This window comes from Streptococcus mitis, from assembly GCF_001074635.1.
GTDB lineage: Bacteria > Bacillota > Bacilli > Lactobacillales > Streptococcaceae > Streptococcus > Streptococcus mitis_E.
This window is the reverse complement of sequence record NZ_JUQO01000078.1, coordinates 1-21182: the sequence shown is the minus strand read 5'-3', so window position 1 is coordinate 21182 and position 21182 is coordinate 1. Positions and strand designations below refer to the sequence as shown.

Here is a 21182-nt window from a genome sequence, read left to right as displayed (position 1 = left end):
TTGTGAAAGAAAGAGGTGCTAATCTACTATCTCGACTCTATCGTTATCAAGATATTCAGGGAATTAACATTGATGATGAATCTAATCCTTGGATATTAATGAGTGTTGATCTATCTGACTTGATTCATACGAATATCTATTTAGTTGAAACTTTTGATGAAATAGAGAGATATAGCGGTTATTTGGATGGAATGGAGCGTATGTTAAAGATGTCTGAAAAACGGATGGTATCATAAATATGACGCCGAGAAAAATCGCTATATGAAAGGTAGAACGTTTATTCGCCAATTCCTCTCTGAAAATCAAACAATTCTGTTCCGCAGGAAAACAACTGTGGAGATGATCAAACCCATGAACTAGCAGCGTGCGAGTTGAAAACCAATGTTTTGCAAGAACGAGTGACAACATTAAATCAAATAGCAGAATGTTTACTGGCTTCAGTTGAAAACAAGCAAGAGATGAAGTTTATTTTTTAAATTTTATATATAATTTGTATCTTTTGTTTTGTTAATTTGTATTTAAAATTTAATCGTGTTACAATTGAAATTGAAATCAAATAGAAAAGGAAAATGCAAACGTGGGCACACTTTTAGCAACAAGATTAAAAAATAGACGAAAAGAATTAAAAATGTCTCAGCGAGAATTGGCTGAGGGGATATGCAAACAGGGACAGATTAGTCGATTAGAGAATGGAGAATTTACTCCAGGAGCAGACTTTTTATATGCTCTGTCTAAGAAGTTAAAAGTTAGTATGGATTATTTTTTTAATGAGCAAATTGAAGAGGAGATTGACGAGCTATCAGGGTTTAAGAAGTTAGCTCAGACATTTATCACAAATCGAAATTATGAGTCTTTGAAATATATATATGAATTAGAGAGTGTAAAGGTACATCGCTTGTCTCTAGTAGATAAGTTTTATATGGAGTGGATAAAATCTCTTATAGATTTTTATTTCTATGGGCAACAAGAGGAGGCTGTGGCAAGATTGGAGAAGGTACTGTCTCAGTTAAGTGTAACTGACTTGACCTACCTTCAAGTTGCAAATACTCTATTCAATTTTTATTATGATATTGAAGATTTAGAAAGTTTTAATGAAATTCGAGAAAAGTTAGAGTATCAAGTAAATCAACTCAAGTTAAACACAATTGAAGAATTAAACCTTTCTATTAAATTTAATTATAATGTTTGTCGCTATCTATGGTTGCAGAATAATACTGAAGAGGCTATTACTAAAATCACAGATACGATAAAGCAATGTAAGACGTATAGAACAACATATCTTTTGGCTGATTTGTATTTATTGATGGGAAATGTCAGTAAGAATTTTTCTTCTAAAGTTGCAGTAAAAGAGTACTTTGAAACGGCTTATTTCCTGTATAAGCTTGAGGGAAATATGTCAATGGCTCTTAAAATCGAGCATTATATTGCAGATATAATAGAATAGTAAAGACGATGTTCAATTAAGCATCGCTTTTTTAATCCAAAAAGATACAAATATGTATTTAATAAAAATAAATAAAAAATATTATCAAAATTCTTGACAGTATTATATTGAAGTGCTAAAATGAGTGCAAGAAAATATTAGGCTTTGTGTCTATAAAACATCTACAGAAACTTACTATAGACTGAGTGAATGTAAAGAGACTTCAGCCTGTGAAGACTTGAGAGGTAAAATGAATGAATGAATTAGAAGTTAGATTTGAACTCAACGATGAGAGAGATTATAATAATGCTATTTCATATTTAGAAAAATCTTATAAATTTAAGAGTGAAAATAAGCAAGTTGATGAATATTTTAAAACAAAAGGAAGAGAATTTGAAAATGATGAGGTAGGTAGCTTTATCTACAGAATTCGCCAAGAAGATGATAATAGAGCAAGTATTTTCACAAGAAAAGATACGATAAAACAAGGAATGTGGAGTGAAAGTGAAATAGAGTTGGAATCTGAAAAATTAGAATTTGTAAGGAATATCTTGCAAGATGGTTTTTCAAATATATTCACAATAAGTAAATATAGAAAGACTTATCATGATGAATTAGAAAATAAAACGATTAATCTAGATAAGATTGATGGTCTTGGATTTTATCTTGAGATAGAGATTTTAGGAGATTTTTCAAAAGAAGATTATAATAATTTTTATGAGAAAATGTGCGGAGAGTTCTCGTTTTTAAATTCAAAAATAGAAACAAAGGGCTATGTCCAATTAATGAGAGAAAAAAATGGACGTAATTGAAATTATCAAACAGTTTTATTCTTACGATCATGTAACAAAACAGATATCATATTTTTCAAATAAATTAGATGGCGTAAGTATTAATAGATTGACTAACCCGGTGGAGGTTGGCTTATCATTTCTAGTGAAGAATTGCAAAGAACCAGAAGAGATGATTTATCATGCTTTAGCTTTTTTGCCCAGCATCCTTTGAATGATTTCTTAGTTTTATATATTATACTTTTCTCAGGAGAGAGCCGTATGTACAGATGATTAAGGGATTTGAGGAAAAATCGTGATTTAACCCAAAAAGAATTAGCAAAATTACTTTCATGTACAACTTCAGCATATTCAAAGATAGAGCATGGAAAACGAACTCTTACTGCAGAAATTTCGATAGATCTCTCAAATTTTTATAATGTAAGTACAGATTATCCCAATAAAATTTCGTTTAAATAAAATCTCCTTGTTTGAAATCTTGTGAAGTTAAACAAGGAGATTTTATTTGTACATTGACAATTGAATGAGACAGGGAAAAAACTCGATTACAGGAGAACATGAAGTAAATCTTTCCACAATAAAATAGAGCGATACTTTATATGCATGCCATGATACTTCTGCCCGTTCAGGCTGCCACCGTAAAAGAGCAGCAAGTGAAATTCTTAGGACAACTTCATTAGTCATGCCCTGGCGGTAAAAATATTTTTTAGGAAAGATAATGACATGAACATAATCTATCTATCGAAACTTCCATTGCAGAATAGGCTGACAAAAAAGGAATTCTAAAAAGATGGGATGGTTTAAATCAATATACATTGAACAGGTGGATTAAAGAAATGCGAGAAAGCAAAACATTTTCCATATATGTAAATACCCCAACCCATAAGCTTGTTTTCATTAATCTAGAAGGATTTGAAAGTTTCTTAATATGGAAGCAAAAGCGGACAAAATAAAGAAGTCATGATATAATATAAGGTAGATTTCTATGTTATAAAGTAAGGACTGTTTGGACATCTTTCGTTTTAAAACTCTATATGTTCAAACGATAGTAAAATAAAATAGGGGCTCTAAACCCTTGCTACGAAAGGACAAAACTCAATGGCTACAATTCAATGGTTTCCTGGTCACATGTCTAAAGCACGTCGACAGGTGCAGGAAAATTTAAAATTTGTTGATTTTGTGACTATTTTGGTGGATGCACGCTTACCTCTATCTAGTCAAAACCCTATGTTGACCAAAATCGTTGGTGACAAACCAAAACTCTTGATTTTAAACAAGGCAGACTTGGCTGACCCAGCAATGACCAAGGAATGGCGCCAGTATTTTGAATCACAGGGAATTCAGACGCTAGCTATCAACTCCAAAGAGCAAGTGACTGTAAAAGTTGTAACAGATACGGCCAAAAAGCTCATGGCTGATAAGATTGCTCGCCAGAAAGAACGTGGTATCCAGATTGAAACCTTGCGAACCATGATTATCGGGATTCCAAACGCTGGTAAATCCACTCTTATGAACCGTTTAGCTGGTAAGAAAATTGCCGTTGTCGGCAATAAACCAGGGGTTACCAAGGGACAACAATGGCTCAAAACTAATAAGGACCTTGAAATCCTAGACACACCGGGGATTCTTTGGCCTAAGTTTGAGGATGAAACTGTTGCGCTTAAGTTGGCCTTGACTGGAGCTATCAAAGACCAGTTACTTCCTATGGATGAGGTAACTATTTTTGGCCTCAATTATTTCAAAGAACATTATCCAGAAAAGCTAGCCGAACGCTTCAAACAAATGAAAATTGAGGAAGAAGCGCCTGTTATTATTATGGATATGACCCGTGCCCTCGGTTTCCGTGACGACTATGACCGCTTTTACAGTCTCTTTGTGAAGGAAGTCCGTGATGGCAAACTCGGTAACTATACCTTAGATACATTGGAAGACCTCGATGGCGACGATTAAAGAAATCAAAGAACTCCTTGCTACTGTCAAGGACCTTGATAGCCCTATTTTTTTAGAGCTTGAAAAGGATAATCGCTCTGGAGTTCAAAAGGAAATAAGCAAGCGTAAAAAAGCCATTCAGGCAGAATTGGATGAGAATCTTCGTTTGGAATCCATGCTTTCCTATGAAAAAGAACTTTACAAGCAAGGATTGACCTTAATTGCTGGTGTTGATGAGGTCGGCCGAGGTCCTCTTGCTGGGCCTGTAGTCGCTGCAGCTGTTATTTTACCTCAAAATTGTAAAATTAAAGGTCTCAACGACAGCAAGAAAATTCCTAAAAAGAAACATCTGGAGATTTTCCAAGCAGTTCAGGAGCAAGCCTTGTCAATCGGCATTGGTATCATGGATAATCAGGTCATCGACCAAGTCAATATCTATGAAGCAACCAAACTGGCCATGAAGGAAGCTATCTCCCAGCTCAGTCCTCAACCTGAACATCTCTTGATAGATGCCATGAAACTGGACTTGCCCATTTCACAAACATCTATCATCAAAGGAGATGCCAACTCCCTCTCCATTGCAGCGGCTTCCATAGTAGCCAAGGTGACACGTGATGAATTGATGAAGGAATACGATCAGCAGTTCCCTGGCTATGATTTCGCTACTAATGCAGGATATGGAACAGCTAAACACCTGGAAGGCCTCACAAAACTAGGAGTTACCCCAATTCACCGAACCAGCTTTGAACCCGTTAAATCACTGGTTTCAGGAGAAAAAGAAAGTTAAGTTAGAAGGAATGATTATGGAGGAACAGTCAGAAACACTCAGTTCCAAGAAAGAATTTGCCTTTGCCTCAAGCACCATATTATCCCAAGTTGGACGAGGAATCATTGTTGGACTCATCGTCGGACTCATCGTCGGATCCTTTCGTTTCTTAATTGAAAAAGGCTTCCACCTGATACAAGGACTTTATCAAGATCAAGCGCACCTAGTGCGCAACCTTTTTATCATTGGTCTATTTTATTTAATAGTTTGTTGGCTCAGTGCGAAATTAACTCGGTCAGAAAAAGACATCAAAGGCTCAGGAATTCCTCAAGTTGAAGCCGAATTAAAGGGACTCATGACCCTCAACTGGTGGGGCGTACTTTGGAAAAAATATGTTCTAGGAATTTTGGCAATTGCCAGTGGACTCATGCTGGGGCGTGAGGGACCCAGTATTCAACTCGGAGCAGTTGGTGGAAAAGGTATTGCCAAGTGGCTCAAATCCAGTCCAGTAGAGGAACGCTCCTTGATTGCTAGTGGAGCTGCCGCTGGTCTAGCTGCAGCCTTTAATGCACCGATTGCAGGACTTCTCTTTGTGGTAGAAGAAGTTTATCACCATTTTTCACGCTTTTTCTGGGTATCTACTCTCGCAGCTAGTCTCGTAGCAAACTTTGTCTCACTGCTCATATTTGGCCTAACACCCGTACTGGATATGCCAGACAATATCCCACTCATGACCCTAGACCAGTATTGGATTTACCTTCTTATGGGAGTTTTTCTTGGACTATCTGGTTTTCTCTATGAGAAAGCTGTGCTCAATGTTGGTCGAGTTTATGATTGGCTTGGTCAAAAAATCCATTTGGATAGAGCATATTATCCAATTCTTGCTTTTATCCTTATCATACCAGTCGGCATCTTCTTACCACAAATCCTTGGTGGTGGAAATCAGCTGGTTCTTTCCCTAACTGAGCAAGATTTTAGTTTCCAAGTTCTATTAGTTTACTTTTTGATTCGCTTTGTTTGGAGCATGATTAGTTATGGAAGTGGCCTTCCAGGAGGAATTTTCCTACCAATTTTAGCGCTTGGCTCCTTACTTGGAGCTCTAGTTGGTGTTATTTGTGTCAATCTTGGACTTGTCAGTCAGGAGCAATTCCCTATATTTGTCATTCTAGGAATGAGTGGCTATTTTGGAGCAATATCTAAGGCTCCCTTAACTGCTATGATACTAGTAACTGAGATGGTAGGAGATATTCGCAACCTCATGCCACTTGGATTAGTCACCTTAGTTGCCTACATCATCATGGATCTGCTCAAGGGTGCGCCAGTCTATGAGGCTATGTTGGAAAAAATGCTGCCAGAAGAGGCGACTGATGAAGGAGAAGTCACTCTCATTGAAATCCCTGTTTCAGATAAAATAGCAGGAAAACAAGTTCACGAACTCAATTTACCACACAACATCCTCATCACAACCCAAGTTCATAACGGTAAAAGCCAAACAGTTAACGGTTCAACCAGAATGTATCTTGGAGACATGATTCATCTAGTGATTCCAAAAAGTGAAATTGGGAAAGTCAAAGATTTGTTGTTGTAGGAGTTTTTTACATAATTTATATTACGTAAAAAGTTGGCTTGATTTATTTAGAAAACCGATTCTCAGCAATGAGATCGGTTATTTTTTACAGATAAGATATTTCACATACAAGTAATTGAACTTTGGTAAAAATAAGACTATAATCAAGTTAGAAAGGATAAAGCATAAAGCTAGAAAGGAGTTTACTGTATCAAATCTTTACAGTATATAGCTCTTCAGTTATGTAGAATGAACAGAAGTATCGTTACTGATAATCTCTTTTTTATTTTCTTTATTCTGTTGACTATTTCATTCTGGTTTAGTATTTGGAAGCTAGAAAAAGCACTAGCTAATGATTCACAATAATAACTCCAAAGATTTAGATCTATTTTACACAGATTTAAGTCTTTTTTATCACTTAAAAAACTCCTATAACATCTTTCCGAAAAACTATAATTTTCTTGAAAAATGTATAAGTCTATGCTATACTACTTGTAGACTTATTTATGGAGAAAATACATGAAACGTGAGATTTTATTAGAACGAATCGACAAACTAAAACAAATCATGCCCTGGTATGTTCTTGAATACTACCAATCTAAGCTTGCTGTTCCCTATAGTTTCACAACCTTGTACGAATACCTTAAGGAATATGATCGATTTTTCAGCTGGGTTTTAGAGTCTGGTATCTCAAATGCCGATAAAATATCTGATATTTCTTTATCTGTCTTGGAAAATATGTCTAAGAAAGACATGGAATCCTTTATCCTTTATCTACGTGAACGTCCTTTGCTGAATGCTAATACAACCAAGCAAGGAGTTTCTCAGACAACCATCAATCGGACCTTGTCAGCACTTTCTAGTCTTTATAAGTATTTGACTGAGGAAGTTGAAAACGACCAGGGAGAACCTTATTTCTATCGAAATGTAATGAAGAAAGTTTCAACTAAGAAAAAGAAAGAGACACTTGCTGCCAGAGCTGAAAACATCAAACAAAAGCTCTTTCTAGGTGATGAAACAGAAGGGTTTCTGACTTATATAGACCAAGATTACCCACAACAGCTCTCAAATCGTGCTCTTTCATCCTTCAACAAAAATAAAGAACGTGATTTGGCCATTATTGCTCTTCTCTTGGCGTCTGGTGTTCGCTTGTCTGAAGCAGTCAATCTGGATATAAGGGATCTCAATCTCAAAATGATGGTTATTGATGTCACTCGAAAAGGGGGCAAACGTGACTCGGTCAATGTCGCTGCCTTTGCAAAACCTTACCTAGAGAATTATCTAGCCATTCGAAATCAACGCTATAAGACGGAAAAAACAGATACAGCCCTTTTTTTGACTCTCTACAGAGGAGCTCCTAATCGTATCGATGCTTCCAGTGTGGAAAAGATGGTTGCTAAGTACTCTGAGGACTTCAAAGTCCGTGTAACTCCCCATAAACTGCGCCATACCCTAGCAACCAGGCTCTATGATGCGACTAAATCGCAAGTTTTGGTCAGCCATCAGCTAGGACATGCCAGTACACAAGTCACTGATCTCTATACCCATATCGTCAACGATGAACAAAAGAATGCTCTGGATAGTTTATAAACTACATAAAATAAATTATGTAAAGCAAAACTCATAAAAAGAAGCTGGTTCTACAACCAACTTCTTTTTGATTTATCCAACTACCGCTTCAGCGATTTCTTCACGGCTAATACCAGCGAAGTAGCGTGTAATATCAATGGTTTCTAGCGCTTTAAGGACGTCTTCGCGTTCGTATTTGACGCCACGAAGGACATCTTCTACAGCTACAACGTCTTCGATACCAAAGAAGTCACCGTAAATCTTGATGTCTTGGATTTTTGATTCGACAACATTAGCAAAGACTTCCACCTTACCACTAGTGAATTTGGTCCCACGACGGACGTTAAACTCAGGTGATTTGCCGTAGTTCCAGTCCCAAGTACCAAACTTAGTATCCTTGATACGGTTAATTTCAGCCAATTCTTCCTCAAAAAAAACGTATTCAGTCATCTCTGGATACTCTTTTTTCATGTATTCCAAGAGTAAATCACGGAATTCTTCGACTGTGATTTTTTCTGGTAATTCATTGATAATATTGGTTACGCGAGCACGAACAGATTTCACCCCTTTTGATTCAAATTTGTCCTTTGAAACCTTAAGGGCGTTAGCAAGGACTGACAAATCAACGTCAAAGAGCAAGCAACCATGGTGCATGATACGGCCATTAATATAAGCTTGGGCATTGCCACAGAATTTCTTACCGTCAATTTCTAAGTCATTACGGCCTGTGAATTCAGCTTTTACCCCAAGTTGAGCTAGTGTATTGATAACTGGAGTCGAGAAGCTCTTGAAGTCAAATGCCTTATTTTCATCTTCTTTTGAAATGATCGTGTAGTTGAGGTTATTTAAATCGTGGTAAACAGCTCCACCACCGCTGATACGGCGGACCACCTCAATACCATTTTCTCGAACATAATCACGGTTGATTTCTTCGATGGTATTCTGGTGACGACCAACAATGATAGATGGCTTGTTAATCCAAAGTAGGAAGATTTGATCCTCATCCAAAAGGTGTTTAAAGGCATATTCTTCCAAGGCAATATTAAAGGCAGTGTCGTTTGAATGATTGATAATATATTTCATAAGATACCTTCTAATACGATAGAGACTGGAAAATAATTCCAGTCTAGTCTATCTTCGTTTTATTTTTTCTTAGGTGAATGGATAGCCATTCCAAGAACGTCTGCAAATGCTTCGTACATTACTTCAGAGTAGGTTGGGTGTCCGTGGATAGTCTTCAGCATTTCTTCAACAGTAATTTCCATTTCGATAATGCTCGACGCTTCATTGATCAATTCTGCAGCTGCAGGACCGATGATATGAACACCAAGGATTTCCCCGTATTTCTTATCTGCAATGACTTTTACGAAACCTTGAGCAGCATCAGAAGCAATGGCACGACCATTAGCAGCAAAGTTGAATTTACCGATTTGGACATCATATTTCTCACGGGCTTGTTCTTCAGTCAAACCAACTGCTGCTACTTCTGGAAGTGTGTAGATAGCTGCAGGAGTCAAATTCAACTTGGCAACAGCATGATTTCCTTTAAGAGCATTTTCGGCGGCAACTTCCCCCATGCGGAAGGCTGCGTGAGCCAACATCTTCGTACCGTTGATGTCACCTGGTGCGTAGATTCCAGGAACAGAAGTTTCCATGTATTCGTTGACCTTGATGCGGCCACGATCCAATTCAAACTCAACATCACCAATTCCTTCAAGGTCTGGCACACGACCGATTGAAAGAAGGGCTTTACTTGCGATAATATCGTCTTTTCCTTCAACCTTGATACGAAGTTGACCATTTTCTTCGACGATTTCTTGGAGTTTAGTGTCAGTTAAGATGGTCATTCCTTTACGTTCAAGAATCAAGCGAAGGTTCTTAGAAACTTCCGCATCCATAGCTGGTACGATACGGTCCATCATTTCGATAACAGTCACTTTTGAACCAAATGTCATGAAGGCCTGACCGAGTTCGATACCGACAACACCACCACCGATGATAACAAGGCTTTCTGGCACTTCGTTCATTTCAAGAATGTCATCACTGGTCATGACAAGTGGAGATTCCATACCAGGAACGTTGATTTTGCTGACTTTTGAACCACCAGCAAGGATAATTTTCTTGGTTTCAAGCAATTCCGAACCATTTACCAAGACATTCTTTTCTTTAGTGATGGTACCAATTCCCTTATGGACAGTAACTCCGTAGCTACGAAGAAGACCAGCAACACCACCTACCAAGGTATTGACAACTTTAGATTTTGTTTCTAAAAGTTTGTCCATATCTACAGTAAAGTTTGGATTTTCGATAACGATACCACGGTTAGCTGCATGACCAATATTCTCAATGATTTCAGCATTATGAAGGTAGGTCTTGGTTGGGATACATCCACGGTTCAAGCAGGTTCCACCGAGTTCTGATTTCTCAACAAGGGCAACCTTACCGCCAAGTTGAGCAGCTTTAATGGCTGCAACATAACCAGCAGGACCTCCACCAATGACAACGATATCAAAGGCATCATCGCTCTTACCATCATCGTTTGAGGCACTTGCTGCAGGTGCTGGGCTAGCTTCTGGCACTGCTGCTCCAGCTGTTGGGATATTTTCCCCTTCTTCACCAAGGTAACCGATGACTTCAGTTACTGGGACAGTTTCACCATCTCCTTTGAGAATGGCAATCAAGTACCCATCTTCTTCGGCTTCCAATTCCATGCTGACTTTGTCAGTCATGATTTCCAAAAGGATTTCTCCTTCTTTTACAAATTCTCCGACTTTTTTATTCCATTGAACGATTTGTCCTTCTGTCATATCCACGCCGGCTTTTGGCATAATTACTTCTAAGGCCATGTCTTCCTTCCTTTATCTATATCTTAAAAATGAATACTCTTGTTCTTAAATCAACATTGAGATTGGATTTTCTATCAATTCTTTCAAGTCTTTCATAAACTTAGCACCAGCCATACCATCTACAACACGGTGGTCGATGGTTAAACCAAGACTCATGATTGGGCGAATGACAATCTCACCATTGACGACTACAGGTTTCTCTACTGTTGAGCTCACCCCGAGGATAGCTGAGTTGGGTTGGTTAATGATAGGACCGAAGGACTGAACACCAAACATTCCCAAGTTACTAATTGTGAAGGTTGAATTTTGCAATTCGCTTGGAGCCAATTTGCCATCCAAAGTACGGCCAATAACATCTTTGAAGGCAACTACCAACTCAGACAAACTCATTTTTTCAGCATTATAAACAACTGGTGTCATCAATCCATTATCCATCCCAACTGCCATCGCAAGATTGACATAGTTGTGAGTGATAATAGTTTTGCCATCTTCTGTCAATGAAGCGTTGATGTAAGGATGTTTCATCAAGGTTTTCACAACAGCAAGTGAAAGAAGGTCTGTTACAGTAGTCTTCTTCCCAGTTGCTTCCATGATTGGCTCAAGAACCTTCTTACGAAGAGCCAACATTTCAGTCATATCAACTTCATAGTTGAGCGTAAAGGTTGGCGCAGTTAGGTAAGATTCAACCATGCGTTGGGCAATAACCTTACGCATTGGTGTCATTGGAATACGCTCGATTTCACCGTATGGTGTTACGTTATCAGGAACTTCTTCCACTTTTTCAATCTGAGCAGGAGACTTGATAGTGTTGTTTTCAATATTTTCAGGAAGCAAGGCCAAAACATCCTTCTTCATGATTTTACCACGATGACCAGTTCCTTGGATTTCCTGCCAAGCAATGTTATGTTCGAGGGCAATTCGTTTTGCAAGTGGCGAAATGCGAACCACGTTTGTGTCTTTATAAGTTTCCACGTCTTCTTTGTGGACACGACCGTTTGCACCTGAGCCAGAAACATCGTAGAGGTTGATCCCTAAATCATCCGCTAACTTTCTAGCCGCAGGAGTCGCTCTTAGCTTGTCATCAGCCATGACCTCTCCAATTCTATACTAAGATATTAAGGACGCAGAGGGCAATGAAAAAATAGGAGATTGACGATGTGTTCGATGAACACAAGGAAATCTATCTTTTTTTCGAAGACCTCCGTCCGAATTCAATTACATGATACTAAGGGCGTAAAAAAGCGATAGAAAAATAGGAAATCGACGCTGGCTTCGATGAAGCCAAGGAGATTAAACTTTTTTCCGAGCTTTTAGCCCGTGTTCAACTCTACAAGTAACTTGGACACGAAACGCGTCTCAAGTTACTACGGTTGCCGCTATCTGCGACCAACCTAGTAGACTTACTAAGTCATTCGTCGAATATTATCGATTCGACTCACTCATGTCGCAACTCTTCAAATCACTTGAATACAACACGTATCTCAAGTTTCTAAAGTTAAAAATAGCTATTTTTTTACATAACTTATCTTATGTAACTCTATTCTTTATTATATGTCTTACGGATTGCTTCTTTAATGCTTTCAACTGTTGGAATCATTGCATTTTCTAGGTTTTGTGCGTAAGGCATCGGCACATCTTCTCCTGCGCAACGACGGATTGGTGCATCTAGATAGTCAAATGCTTCTGATTCTGAAATAATAGCTGAAATCTCTCCGATATAGCCACTTGTTTTGTGGGCATCGTTGACCAGAACAACCTTACCAGTCTTCTTAACTGAGTTGATGATGATATCCTTATCAAGCGGAACAAGGGTACGTGGGTCAACAATTTCAACTGAAATGCCTTCTTCTGCTAATTCTTCAGCAGCTTGAACCACACGGCGAAGCATTTTACCGTAAGTAACAACTGTTACATCTGTACCTTCACGTTTGATTTCCCCAACTCCAAGTGGGATTGTGTAGTCTGGATCAACTGGCACTTCCCCTTTTTGGTTAAATTCTGACTTGTACTCAAGAATGATAACAGGGTTATTATCACGGATAGAAGACTTGAGAAGTCCTTTCATGTCCGCAGGTGTACCTGGAGCTACAACCTTAAGTCCAGGAATGTGAGTAAACCAAGACTCTAATGATTGCGAGTGCTGGGCTGCAGAACCAACTCCATTACCAGCAGCGCATCGGACAGTCATTGGTACCTGACCTTTCCCACCAAACATGTAACGTGTTTTAGCAGCTTGGTTGACGATATTGTCCATGGCAATAACAGAAAAGTCCATGAAGGTCATATCGACGATTGGACGAAGTCCTGTCATGGCTGCTCCTGCTGCTGCTCCAGAGATGGCAGCTTCAGAAATCGGACAGTCACGAACGCGTTCTGGACCAAACTCTTCAAGCATTCCGACAGAAGTACCGAAGTCTCCTCCGAAGACACCGACGTCTTCTCCCATCAAGAACACATTTTCATCGCGACGCATTTCCTCAGACATAGCAAGGATAATGGTGTCACGGAAGGACATTGTTTTTGTTTCCATTTTATCTCTTTCTCCTTAGTCTGCGTAAATATCTTCAAATGCTGATTCAAGCGGTGGGAATGGACTTTCTTCCGCAAATTTAACAGAAGCTTCTACTGCTTCCTTGACTTGTGCTTGAATTTCTTCCAATTCTTCGGCACTTGCAATAGTATTTTCAATGAGGTAGTTGCGAAGGTTTTCGATTGGGTCTTTTTGTTTCCACAATTCCACTTCTTCACGGGTACGATATTTACCAGGGTCAGATGATGAGTGACCAAGCCAGCGATAAGTTACACTTTCAATCAAGACTGGGCCATTGCCTCCACGAACATGGTCCACAGCCTTCTTAAATCCTTCATAGACGTCGATGACATTGTTGCCATCTTCAATAAACATTCCAGGAATTCCATATGCAGCACTACGTTGATGGATATGTTCTACTTTGGTCATTTTCTTGATATCCGCAGAGATACCATAGCCGTTGTTGATGCAGTAAAAAATGACTGGCAAGTTCCAGATAGAAGCCATGTTGACTGCTTCGTGGAAAACACCTTCGTTGGTCGCACCATCTCCAAAGAAGCAGACAACGATTTTACCAGTATGTTGCATTTGCTGACTGAGGGCTGCACCAACAGCGATTCCCATACCACCACCTACGATACCATTGGCACCAAGGTTACCAGCATCAAGGTCAGCAATATGCATAGATCCACCTTTACCTTTACAGGTTCCAGTGTATTTACCAAGGATTTCAGCCATCATTCCGTTAAGGTCAATTCCTTTGGCAATAGCTTGTCCATGACCACGGTGGTTTGAGGTAATTAGATCATCCGGATTGAGAGCCAACATAGCACCCACGTTAGCTGCCTCTTCTCCAACAGAAAAGTGCGTCATTCCTGGCACTTTTCCTTTCTTTACTAATTGTGCAATTTTTAAGTCCATACGACGGATTTCTTCCATCTTACGGAACATTTCTAGCAAAAGATTTTTATCTAAAGTTGACATCTTCTTGCCTTTCTAACTTTCTTCTTACCTTACTATTTTACCGTTTTTGGCAAACACTGTCAAAGTTTTTCTCGAGGAAATTTCACAAAATAAAAAAGAAAACCCAATGAGAACAAGGGATTTTCTTGATAAGAATATTTTTTCACAAACTTTTTGTCATTTAGATTTTGCTAAAGATTCAAATCTTTTCATAATCACAGTTAAACGCCAACGATAAAGTGCCCCACTCACAATCAGACTAATAATCAAACCGATCCAGTAAGAATAAGCTCCAAAATCTGTTAGAGAGTCGAATACCATAGCTACTGGGAGTGTCACCCCCCAGTAACCAACCAAACCAAGGTAAAAAGGAATAACGGTATCCTTATACCCCCGTAAAATTCCCTGAAGCGGTGCTGCAAAGGTATCTGCTAACTGGAAGAAAAGACTATAAGTCAAAAAACGCGCTGTCAAATCGATAAATTCTGAGTCGTTACCATAAAGACTGGCCACATTTCCTCTAAAAATGTAAAGGAAAGATAAGGTGAAGGCCGCAAAAATGAGGGCGGTCCCTCTTCCTAAACCAATATAGGTTTTCGCATCATCAAATCGCTTGGCTCCTACTTCATAGGAAACGACAATAGCCATAGCCGATGAGATACTCATAGGAAAGGCGTACATAAGACTTGAAAAGTTCATGGCTGACTGGTGACTAGCGATAATCAAGGACGAGAACTTAGCCATAATCAAGCCAACCACGGAAAAGATAGCCACTTCGGCAAAGACAGTTCCCCCTATAGGAAGACCTAAGCGAACTCCTTCCTTGATTTTATCCATATTAAGCGGAATGCGTTTCTCAAAATGCAAGGATTTGAGCTTCTCCTGTTTAAATAAAACCAGAACAGAAATTCCCAACAAGACCCAGTAGGCCAAAGAAGTCCCTAAACCAGCACCAGCCCCTCCCAGTTCTGGAACACCAGAGGCCCCGTAAATCAAAAGATAGTTAAATCCACTATTGAGAGGAAGTAACAAAAGCATGAGATACATGGAAAGTTTGGTCAAGCCCAGCGAATCCAGCAAAGAACGAATGACACTAAAGAGCAATAAGGGGATAATTCCGATAGATAAAAACCAGAGATAACGAACCGCTACTGCCGCCACTGGTGCTTCTAGTCCGATATGATTCAAGACTGGTGGTGCCAAGAATAGTACCATCCCCAGTAAGAGCACAGATAGCCCCACGGCCAGATAGATGAACTGGTAAAAATCAGACGCAACCTCTTCCTTTTTGCCTCGACCAAGATGGTGACCAATGATGGGCACCAGGGCTGACACAATCCCTGTTAGGAATGTAAAGAAAGGATTCCAGATACTGGTTGCCATTGATACTCCAGCCAAGTCCATGGTATTGTATTGACCTGTCATAGTCGTATCAACAAAGGAGGCAGAATAATTGGCAAATTGATAAATCAGGATAGGGAAAAATATCTTTAAAAATAAGATAAATTTGTCTTTAAAATGATGGGTTTGGTACATATAGGCTCTCTATTCTTTTTGTTTACAGAGCAGACTCCCACCTAGTTTTGATAGACAATTTGTCCCTTACAGATGGTATATTTAACCTGCCCTTTTAAGGTTTCACCGACAAATGGTGAATTGGCTGCTTTGGAAGCAAAATGGGAGTCAACAAGGCGGTCAGCCTTAGCATCAAAAATAGTGATATCCGCTGGACCATTCTCAGTCAAGTAACCTGCTTCAAAGTTGTAAAGCTTGGCTGGGTTGTATGTCATCTTTTCGAGTAATTCCATCAAGCTTAACTCACCAGCTTCAACCAAATAAGTTAAACCGAGAGAAAGAGATGTTTCCAAACCAGTCATACCAGATGGTGCTTTGGTAATATCCTCGACATTTTTTTCATCTGCATGATGAGGCGCGTGGTCAGTCGCGATAACTGTGATGACACCTGACTTGAGACCTTCAATCACGGCACGACGGTCTGATTCCAAACGAAGCGGTGGATTCATCTTAGCATTGCTTCCTTGTGTCAAAAGGAGCGCTTCGGTCTTAGAAAAATGCTGTGGCGCTACTTCTGCTGTGACTTGCGCTCCCAATCCTTGAGCAAACTCCACTACTTTAACACTTTCTTCCTTAGACAAATGCTGAATATGGACATGAGCCTTGGTTGCATAGGCAATCATGACATCACGCGCCATCATAGCGTACTCAGCCACCCCAGTCGCACCGCAGATATGGAAATGTTCTTTAGCAATATTTTCGTTAAACCCAAGAATACCATTCAAGCCTGGATCTTCCTCATGAAGGCTGATAAAGGTATTGAGTTTTTTAGCTTCTTCCATGGCTTCCTTGACAACTTTACTGCTTTCAAGCGGAATACCGTCATCAGAAAAACCAACGGCACCTGCTTCTAAAAGCGCCTGAAAGTCAGTCAAATCTTGCCCATTAAAATTCTTAGTAATGGTCGCAACCGTCTTAACATTAATCTTCTCTTTGGCAGCTGACTGGAGAACTTCTTGCAAAGTCTCCACGTCTGAAATGGTTGGACTAGTATTAGCCATCATGACAACCGTGGTAAAACCACCTGCAGCGGCTGCTAAGGCACCAGTATGGATGTCTTCCTTGTGGGTCTGACCAGGTTCACGAAAATGAACATGGATATCAACCAAGCCAGGAGCAACTACAAGACCACTAGCATCAATCATATCTGCTCCTTCTTCCGTGATATCAGACGCAATTTTGACAATTTTCCCATCTTGGACCAAAACATCACACACTTGATCCAAACCAGACTTGGGATCCATTACACGACCATTTTTGATTAGTAGCATCTGCTTTCTCCTTTATTCATAGAAATCAACTTGGGTATCCAACAATTTATCCCCATCATAAACAAACTTGGCTGAAAAGAAGGGTTTATCCTCTAAAAGCCACTCAACAAAGGTATGGTCACCTTCCCAAGTTGGCTTGCTCAAAACCTCATCATAGGGAACCCATTCTAGCGTTCCCTCGTTGCAGTCAATCAAGTCACCCTCGAACTCCGTCACCTTAAAAACATAGGTGTACCAGTCTAAATCTGGTGTAAATTCAGGAAAAGTGATGACACCTTTTAGAACTGGCTTGGCTTTGAGCCCTGTTTCCTCAAGGATTTCACGCGCTGCGCATTCCTGAGGGGTCTCTCCTCGCTCTAGCTTGCCACCCACACCAATCCATTTGCCTTCGTGGACATCATTAGGTTTCTTATTACGGTGGAGCATGAGCAGTTCTTTCCCGTTATCAATGTAGCAAATCGTCGCTAACTGAGGCATATTTTCTCCTTATCTAAGCCAATCGATTGGCTCTTGTCCTGTCTCTTTTAAGAATGCATTGGCTTTGGAAAAAGGCTTAGAACCCCAAAATCCTCTATAAACCGACAAAGGGCTGGGATGGGCTGATTCGATAATCAAGTGATGAGGATTGGTAACTAAGGCCTTCTTCTTACGTGCATAAGCTCCCCAAAGTACAAAAACGACTGGTCTATCTAGATGATTGACCACCTGAATCACAGCATCCGTAAAAGGCTCCCATATCTGACCAGCATGACCATTGGCCCGCCCAGCAGGAACCGTCAAACAAGCATTAAGAAGCAAGACTCCTTGCTCAGCCCAAGCTGTCAAATCATGAGATTTCTTGACCCCAATATCATCTGACAATTCTTTCAAGATATTTTGCAAGGATGGCGGAGCTGGGATAGAGTCGGGTACAGAAAAACTCAAGCCCTGCGCTTGACCTGGCCCGTGATAGGGATCTTGCCCTAGAATCACCACCTTAACTTCTTCAAGCGGTGTTGTCAAGAGAGCCTGAAAAACCTTTTCTTTGGGCGGATAAACAGTCCCCTGAGCGTAGACCTGCTCCATAAACTGATTGATTTTCCCAAAATAACCCTCAGGTAATTGCTCCTTAATCAAAGCATGCCAAGATGAGTGTTCCATAGCCGACTCCTTCATTTTTACTGCCTCTATTATAGCAAAAAGTGGTTATCTAAACCACTTTTTACAGTTTATCTAAATAATCCAGCAAGTCTTGGTAAGAATGGACTTCATAAGTCGGCTGGGCTTGTGTGTGATTTTCGAGGTGATGAGGATTATACCAGATAGTGTCAATCCCGGCATTATTGCCACCTTGGATGTCGGCGGTTAGGGAATCTCCAATCATCAGCGTCTTTTCTTTACTAAAGTCAGCAATCTGTTGACCAATCTTTTCATAAAAGACAGCATCAGGCTTTTGTGTTTGCAACTGTTCAGAGATAAAGACTTGATTGAAATAAGGTGCCAGACCAGACTGAGCCAAACGCCCTGTCTGAATGGCAGTAATCCCATTTGTCGCAGCATACAAGTCATAATCTCGCTCGATGAGGCTGTCCAAGAGTTCATGAGCGCCCGAAATCGTTTGTCCCTGTTGGGCTAAGTAAAATTGGTAACGTTGGGCTAGAAAACTACCGTCTTTTTCCTGTCCAAAATGAGAAAATAAACGAGAAAAGCGCGTGTTAACCAGCTCTTGTTTACTGATTTTCTTTTGCTCTAAGTCCTTCCAGAGAGCCTTGTTCATCGGAACATAATAGTCTTTATAAGCCTGAATATCTGCAACCCCTTCTTCTTTTAGAAGTTGCGTCAAAGCCACATCCTCAGCAACATCAAAATCAAGCAAGGTGTGGTCGAGGTCGAAGAGTAGAAATTTGTAGGACAATTTGAGGTTTTCCTTTCTAAGATAAACAACTGTCACTTCAGCCAGCTGTTTAATGTAAAAACTTAAAAGTGGTATAGTATCACAAAGAATAATCGTTCCAATTGATTAACTAACCCATACTATTCTAGTGAATTATAGAAAAATCTTCTATAAATTCGAGCAATAGTTAAAATACATACAAATATAATTCCCAAAATAGATAACACTATTTTCACAAAATTCATTTCAGAGCCTATTACATAGATATGAAAAAGAGGGGCTAGTCCTACATATAGAGACAATAGATAATTACTAAATCTTATCTCACCAAATCCTGCAATAAAATGTTTCATTTAAAATATCCCAATTTTACCTTTCATCTTTATAATCCACTGACAAATCTATTGACTTCTCATTTTTTTGAAAAATCTTGACAACAAATTTACTCCACTTAATGCTACTAAGACTTCAATGGGTAAAAAATAGTAATCACATATCAAATGAGAAATCAGCAATGTTAGAAATAGTATACAGTCAATATAACTATTCTGAAAATACTCTGTAATTACATAATACAGAAATACCACAACCATCAAAATTAAAACAACCATCATAATACTATTATCCTGTTCTTAATTTATTGTCACTTTTTCCATCCCATTCATCAATAGCATTAAAAAATCCAATCAATAAATGGTTACCTATTCACGAACGCTATTTCCAAAATTTAATTTTTGGGGAATTTAGTAACGCAATTCCAATTATCAATACACCTAATATAAATAAAAGTATTTCCCAAAATTTATTCTCAGTTTTAATAAAAGGTATAAGATACATACTAACCAATATGGAACTTACTCCTAAAAGAGCAAATATTAGTCTAACTTTATCACTTAGTAGAATCATCTTCTATCCTCATAAAATAAGTAAGCGCTCCATTCAGTACAACGTTTCTCCAAAAAGAAAGCAATCCCTTGTGTAGAGATGATACTTCATTAAGAGACACATCTCTTCATTACCTAGATAAGATACTTTTTTGCATAATCATATTCTATAGATGAACAGATTTGCAAACCTAATTAGTTAAAATTATTTCATTTGTTGTACGAACAGGATGAATCTAGATTATCTTCTTATTACTAATCAATATCCTTCGTGACTTCATCTTGGCATATTCTCTATTCATACAGAAATCAAAATTCTGCCTTAAGCAACTTGTATAATAGAAAAAATCTAATTGATTGATTCTGATGAGCCGTATTCTAATTTTATCAATCTTTTCTTGCCAGTTGTTATTGTTACTAATAGTAATTTCATACAGTAGTAACTCGGCAAGGCCTGTACACAGAAGGGTGTTCTGAGAATCTTCAATTTTTTTCAAAATATCCTCAAAGACCTCGCTATCCGTTAAAAAGGTGGATTGGTTAATCGCATCATACAGCAGAATACACATTAAGTCAGAATAACTTAGCTCTGATTTTTGTATTTTATCCTTTAACGTATTGGTCAAATCCCTGTCAAACGAATCTTCTTTTTGCCATTTATTTTGATTGAAAAGAAATTCCGTCTTATTAAAAACGATATGGTTGATATCCATTATATTCCAAAAAAATATTGTAGTAAGCACAATTAGAACGAAAGGCATTTTAAAAATAAAGGCTATTATTATGACTATTTCAAGAATAAAACTCCATATAATTCTAGATTTCAAATCATCAGGCAACAAACTTTTACGATGAAATGAAAAATAGGGCGAGAATCTCACATTAACTTTTTTCCTTTTTATAAAAATAAAGGGAAAAATCGTAATAAGGCCTCTTTTCTTGTATAAATCTTTCAATGCATATAGTAGGTCCAAAACTATTTTTGAGAAAATTAAACTACAGAAAGTAAGACTCATACTGATAATAAAATCAAGGGGAATTTCTAGATTAAGTGGCAAGTTATTCACTAAGACATGCAACTCTAACCACAAAACTAAAAAAGGGAGCATTAGTAACAAAATAATTAGTTTACGCATCATAATTTTACAGCACCCTTATCTTTTTTTAAATTTTACATAAACTATCATTGCTATGG

At 38.7% G+C, this 21182-nt stretch carries 22 protein-coding genes and 1 pseudogene; 10 read left to right on the top strand and 13 right to left on the bottom strand.

The window, feature by feature from the left end; translation table 11 throughout:
• From ADI58_RS03250 to xerS, 10 genes and pseudogenes are all read left to right on the top strand, one after another.
• Window positions 1–236 (top strand): annotated as a pseudogene (locus tag ADI58_RS03250) (XRE family transcriptional regulator); the annotation flags it as partial.
• A gap of 341 nt (window positions 237–577) precedes the next feature.
• Window positions 578–1444, top strand: a complete 867-nt coding sequence (locus ADI58_RS03245; protein ID WP_049521439.1) for a helix-turn-helix domain-containing protein — start codon at window positions 578–580, stop codon at window positions 1442–1444.
• A 233-nt stretch (window positions 1445–1677) separates the two neighbouring features.
• Window positions 1678–2235, top strand: a complete 558-nt coding sequence (locus ADI58_RS03240) for a CYTH domain-containing protein (RefSeq protein WP_049521438.1) — start codon at window positions 1678–1680, stop codon at window positions 2233–2235.
• Window positions 2222–2428, top strand: a complete 207-nt coding sequence (locus ADI58_RS03235) for a hypothetical protein (protein WP_049521437.1) — start codon at window positions 2222–2224, stop codon at window positions 2426–2428. The genes ADI58_RS03240 and ADI58_RS03235 overlap by 14 nt, the downstream gene beginning before the upstream one ends.
• 68 nt (window positions 2429–2496) lie before the next feature.
• Window positions 2497–2673: a helix-turn-helix domain-containing protein gene (locus tag ADI58_RS03230; RefSeq protein ID WP_239683524.1), complete on the top strand. Its 177-nt coding sequence runs from the start codon at window positions 2497–2499 to the stop codon at window positions 2671–2673.
• Window positions 2674–2993: 320 nt separating this feature from the next.
• Window positions 2994–3167, top strand: coding sequence for a DNA-binding protein (locus ADI58_RS11520; protein WP_342666318.1), 174 nt, complete (start codon window positions 2994–2996; stop codon window positions 3165–3167).
• A 145-nt stretch (window positions 3168–3312) separates the two neighbouring features.
• Window positions 3313–4164 carry a ribosome biogenesis GTPase YlqF gene (ylqF, locus tag ADI58_RS03225; RefSeq protein WP_049521436.1) on the top strand — a complete coding sequence of 284 codons (852 nt, stop codon included), beginning with the start codon at window positions 3313–3315 and terminating at the stop codon, window positions 4162–4164.
• A complete protein-coding gene (locus tag ADI58_RS03220; RefSeq protein ID WP_049521435.1) occupies window positions 4151–4930 on the top strand; it encodes a ribonuclease HII in 780 nt (259 codons plus the stop codon). The genes ylqF and ADI58_RS03220 overlap by 14 nt, the downstream gene beginning before the upstream one ends.
• A gap of 16 nt (window positions 4931–4946) precedes the next feature.
• Window positions 4947–6497 (top strand): ClC family H(+)/Cl(-) exchange transporter, encoded by a 1551-nt coding sequence (locus ADI58_RS03215; protein ID WP_049521434.1) that lies wholly within the window; start codon window positions 4947–4949, stop codon window positions 6495–6497.
• 498 nt (window positions 6498–6995) lie between these two features.
• On the top strand, window positions 6996–8066 hold the full coding sequence (gene xerS / locus ADI58_RS03210) for a tyrosine recombinase XerS (RefSeq protein WP_049521433.1): 1071 nt from the start codon (window positions 6996–6998) through the stop codon (window positions 8064–8066).
• Window positions 8067–8138: 72 nt separating this feature from the next.
• Here xerS and lplA read toward each other — a convergent pair whose 3' ends face one another.
• The 13 genes from lplA to ADI58_RS03145 form a co-directional block, all read right to left on the bottom strand.
• Window positions 8139–9128, bottom strand: coding sequence for a lipoate--protein ligase (lplA, locus tag ADI58_RS03205; protein ID WP_049521432.1), 990 nt, complete (start codon window positions 9126–9128; stop codon window positions 8139–8141).
• Between the two features lie 59 nt (window positions 9129–9187).
• On the bottom strand, window positions 9188–10891 hold the full coding sequence (gene lpdA / locus ADI58_RS03200; RefSeq protein WP_049521431.1) for a dihydrolipoyl dehydrogenase: 1704 nt from the start codon (window positions 10889–10891) through the stop codon (window positions 9188–9190).
• 45 nt (window positions 10892–10936) lie between these two features.
• Window positions 10937–11980 carry a dihydrolipoamide acetyltransferase gene (locus ADI58_RS03195; protein WP_049521430.1) on the bottom strand — a complete coding sequence of 348 codons (1044 nt, stop codon included), beginning with the start codon at window positions 11978–11980 and terminating at the stop codon, window positions 10937–10939.
• A 448-nt stretch (window positions 11981–12428) separates the two neighbouring features.
• Entirely contained in the window at window positions 12429–13421 is a 993-nt protein-coding gene (locus tag ADI58_RS03190; RefSeq protein WP_049521429.1) for an alpha-ketoacid dehydrogenase subunit beta, read from the bottom strand.
• A gap of 15 nt (window positions 13422–13436) precedes the next feature.
• Window positions 13437–14405 carry a thiamine pyrophosphate-dependent dehydrogenase E1 component subunit alpha gene (locus ADI58_RS03185; protein ID WP_049521428.1) on the bottom strand — a complete coding sequence of 323 codons (969 nt, stop codon included), beginning with the start codon at window positions 14403–14405 and terminating at the stop codon, window positions 13437–13439.
• 156 nt (window positions 14406–14561) lie between these two features.
• Window positions 14562–15920: an MATE family efflux transporter gene (locus ADI58_RS03180; RefSeq protein ID WP_049521427.1), complete on the bottom strand. Its 1359-nt coding sequence runs from the start codon at window positions 15918–15920 to the stop codon at window positions 14562–14564.
• A gap of 41 nt (window positions 15921–15961) precedes the next feature.
• Window positions 15962–17230: a dihydroorotase gene (locus ADI58_RS03175; RefSeq protein ID WP_049521426.1), complete on the bottom strand. Its 1269-nt coding sequence runs from the start codon at window positions 17228–17230 to the stop codon at window positions 15962–15964.
• Between the two features lie 12 nt (window positions 17231–17242).
• Window positions 17243–17707 carry an NUDIX hydrolase gene (locus ADI58_RS03170; protein ID WP_001135768.1) on the bottom strand — a complete coding sequence of 155 codons (465 nt, stop codon included), beginning with the start codon at window positions 17705–17707 and terminating at the stop codon, window positions 17243–17245.
• Window positions 17708–17716: 9 nt separating this feature from the next.
• Window positions 17717–18370 carry a uracil-DNA glycosylase gene (locus ADI58_RS03165; protein WP_049521425.1) on the bottom strand — a complete coding sequence of 218 codons (654 nt, stop codon included), beginning with the start codon at window positions 18368–18370 and terminating at the stop codon, window positions 17717–17719.
• Between the two features lie 61 nt (window positions 18371–18431).
• Window positions 18432–19124, bottom strand: a complete 693-nt coding sequence (gene pynA / locus ADI58_RS03160; protein ID WP_049521424.1) for a pyrimidine 5'-nucleotidase PynA — start codon at window positions 19122–19124, stop codon at window positions 18432–18434.
• A 119-nt stretch (window positions 19125–19243) separates the two neighbouring features.
• On the bottom strand, window positions 19244–19456 hold the full coding sequence (locus ADI58_RS11515) for a hypothetical protein (RefSeq protein WP_080982446.1): 213 nt from the start codon (window positions 19454–19456) through the stop codon (window positions 19244–19246).
• A gap of 48 nt (window positions 19457–19504) precedes the next feature.
• Window positions 19505–19717, bottom strand: a complete 213-nt coding sequence (locus ADI58_RS11510) for a hypothetical protein (protein ID WP_049521423.1) — start codon at window positions 19715–19717, stop codon at window positions 19505–19507.
• A gap of 506 nt (window positions 19718–20223) precedes the next feature.
• Entirely contained in the window at window positions 20224–21126 is a 903-nt protein-coding gene (locus ADI58_RS03145; protein ID WP_049521421.1) for a hypothetical protein, read from the bottom strand.
• Window positions 21127–21182 lie beyond the last annotated feature (56 nt).

Bases quoted from the DNA above. Each gene is read 5' to 3' on its own strand.
- ADI58_RS03240 (WP_049521438.1), top strand. From the start codon at position 1,678: ATGAATGAATTAGAAGTTAGATTTGAACTCAACGATGAGAGAGATTAT.
- ADI58_RS03235 (WP_049521437.1), top strand. From the start codon at position 2,222: ATGGACGTAATTGAAATTATCAAACAGTTTTATTCTTACGATCATGTA.
- ylqF (WP_049521436.1), top strand. From the start codon at position 3,313: ATGGCTACAATTCAATGGTTTCCTGGTCACATGTCTAAAGCACGTCGA.
- ADI58_RS03220 (WP_049521435.1), top strand. From the start codon at position 4,151: ATGGCGACGATTAAAGAAATCAAAGAACTCCTTGCTACTGTCAAGGAC.
- ADI58_RS03215 (WP_049521434.1), top strand. From the start codon at position 4,947: ATGGAGGAACAGTCAGAAACACTCAGTTCCAAGAAAGAATTTGCCTTT.
- xerS (WP_049521433.1), top strand. From the start codon at position 6,996: ATGAAACGTGAGATTTTATTAGAACGAATCGACAAACTAAAACAAATC.
- lplA (WP_049521432.1), bottom strand. From the start codon at position 9,128: ATGAAATATATTATCAATCATTCAAACGACACTGCCTTTAATATTGCC.
- lpdA (WP_049521431.1), bottom strand. From the start codon at position 10,891: ATGGCCTTAGAAGTAATTATGCCAAAAGCCGGCGTGGATATGACAGAA.
- ADI58_RS03195 (WP_049521430.1), bottom strand. From the start codon at position 11,980: ATGGCTGATGACAAGCTAAGAGCGACTCCTGCGGCTAGAAAGTTAGCG.
- ADI58_RS03190 (WP_049521429.1), bottom strand. From the start codon at position 13,421: ATGGAAACAAAAACAATGTCCTTCCGTGACACCATTATCCTTGCTATG.
- ADI58_RS03185 (WP_049521428.1), bottom strand. From the start codon at position 14,405: ATGTCAACTTTAGATAAAAATCTTTTGCTAGAAATGTTCCGTAAGATG.
- ADI58_RS03180 (WP_049521427.1), bottom strand. From the start codon at position 15,920: ATGTACCAAACCCATCATTTTAAAGACAAATTTATCTTATTTTTAAAG.
- ADI58_RS03175 (WP_049521426.1), bottom strand. From the start codon at position 17,230: ATGCTACTAATCAAAAATGGTCGTGTAATGGATCCCAAGTCTGGTTTG.
- ADI58_RS03170 (WP_001135768.1), bottom strand. From the start codon at position 17,707: ATGCCTCAGTTAGCGACGATTTGCTACATTGATAACGGGAAAGAACTG.
- ADI58_RS03165 (WP_049521425.1), bottom strand. From the start codon at position 18,370: ATGGAACACTCATCTTGGCATGCTTTGATTAAGGAGCAATTACCTGAG.
- ADI58_RS11515 (WP_080982446.1), bottom strand. From the start codon at position 19,456: ATGAAACATTTTATTGCAGGATTTGGTGAGATAAGATTTAGTAATTAT.
- ADI58_RS11510 (WP_049521423.1), bottom strand. From the start codon at position 19,717: ATGATGGTTGTTTTAATTTTGATGGTTGTGGTATTTCTGTATTATGTA.
- ADI58_RS03145 (WP_049521421.1), bottom strand. From the start codon at position 21,126: ATGATGCGTAAACTAATTATTTTGTTACTAATGCTCCCTTTTTTAGTT.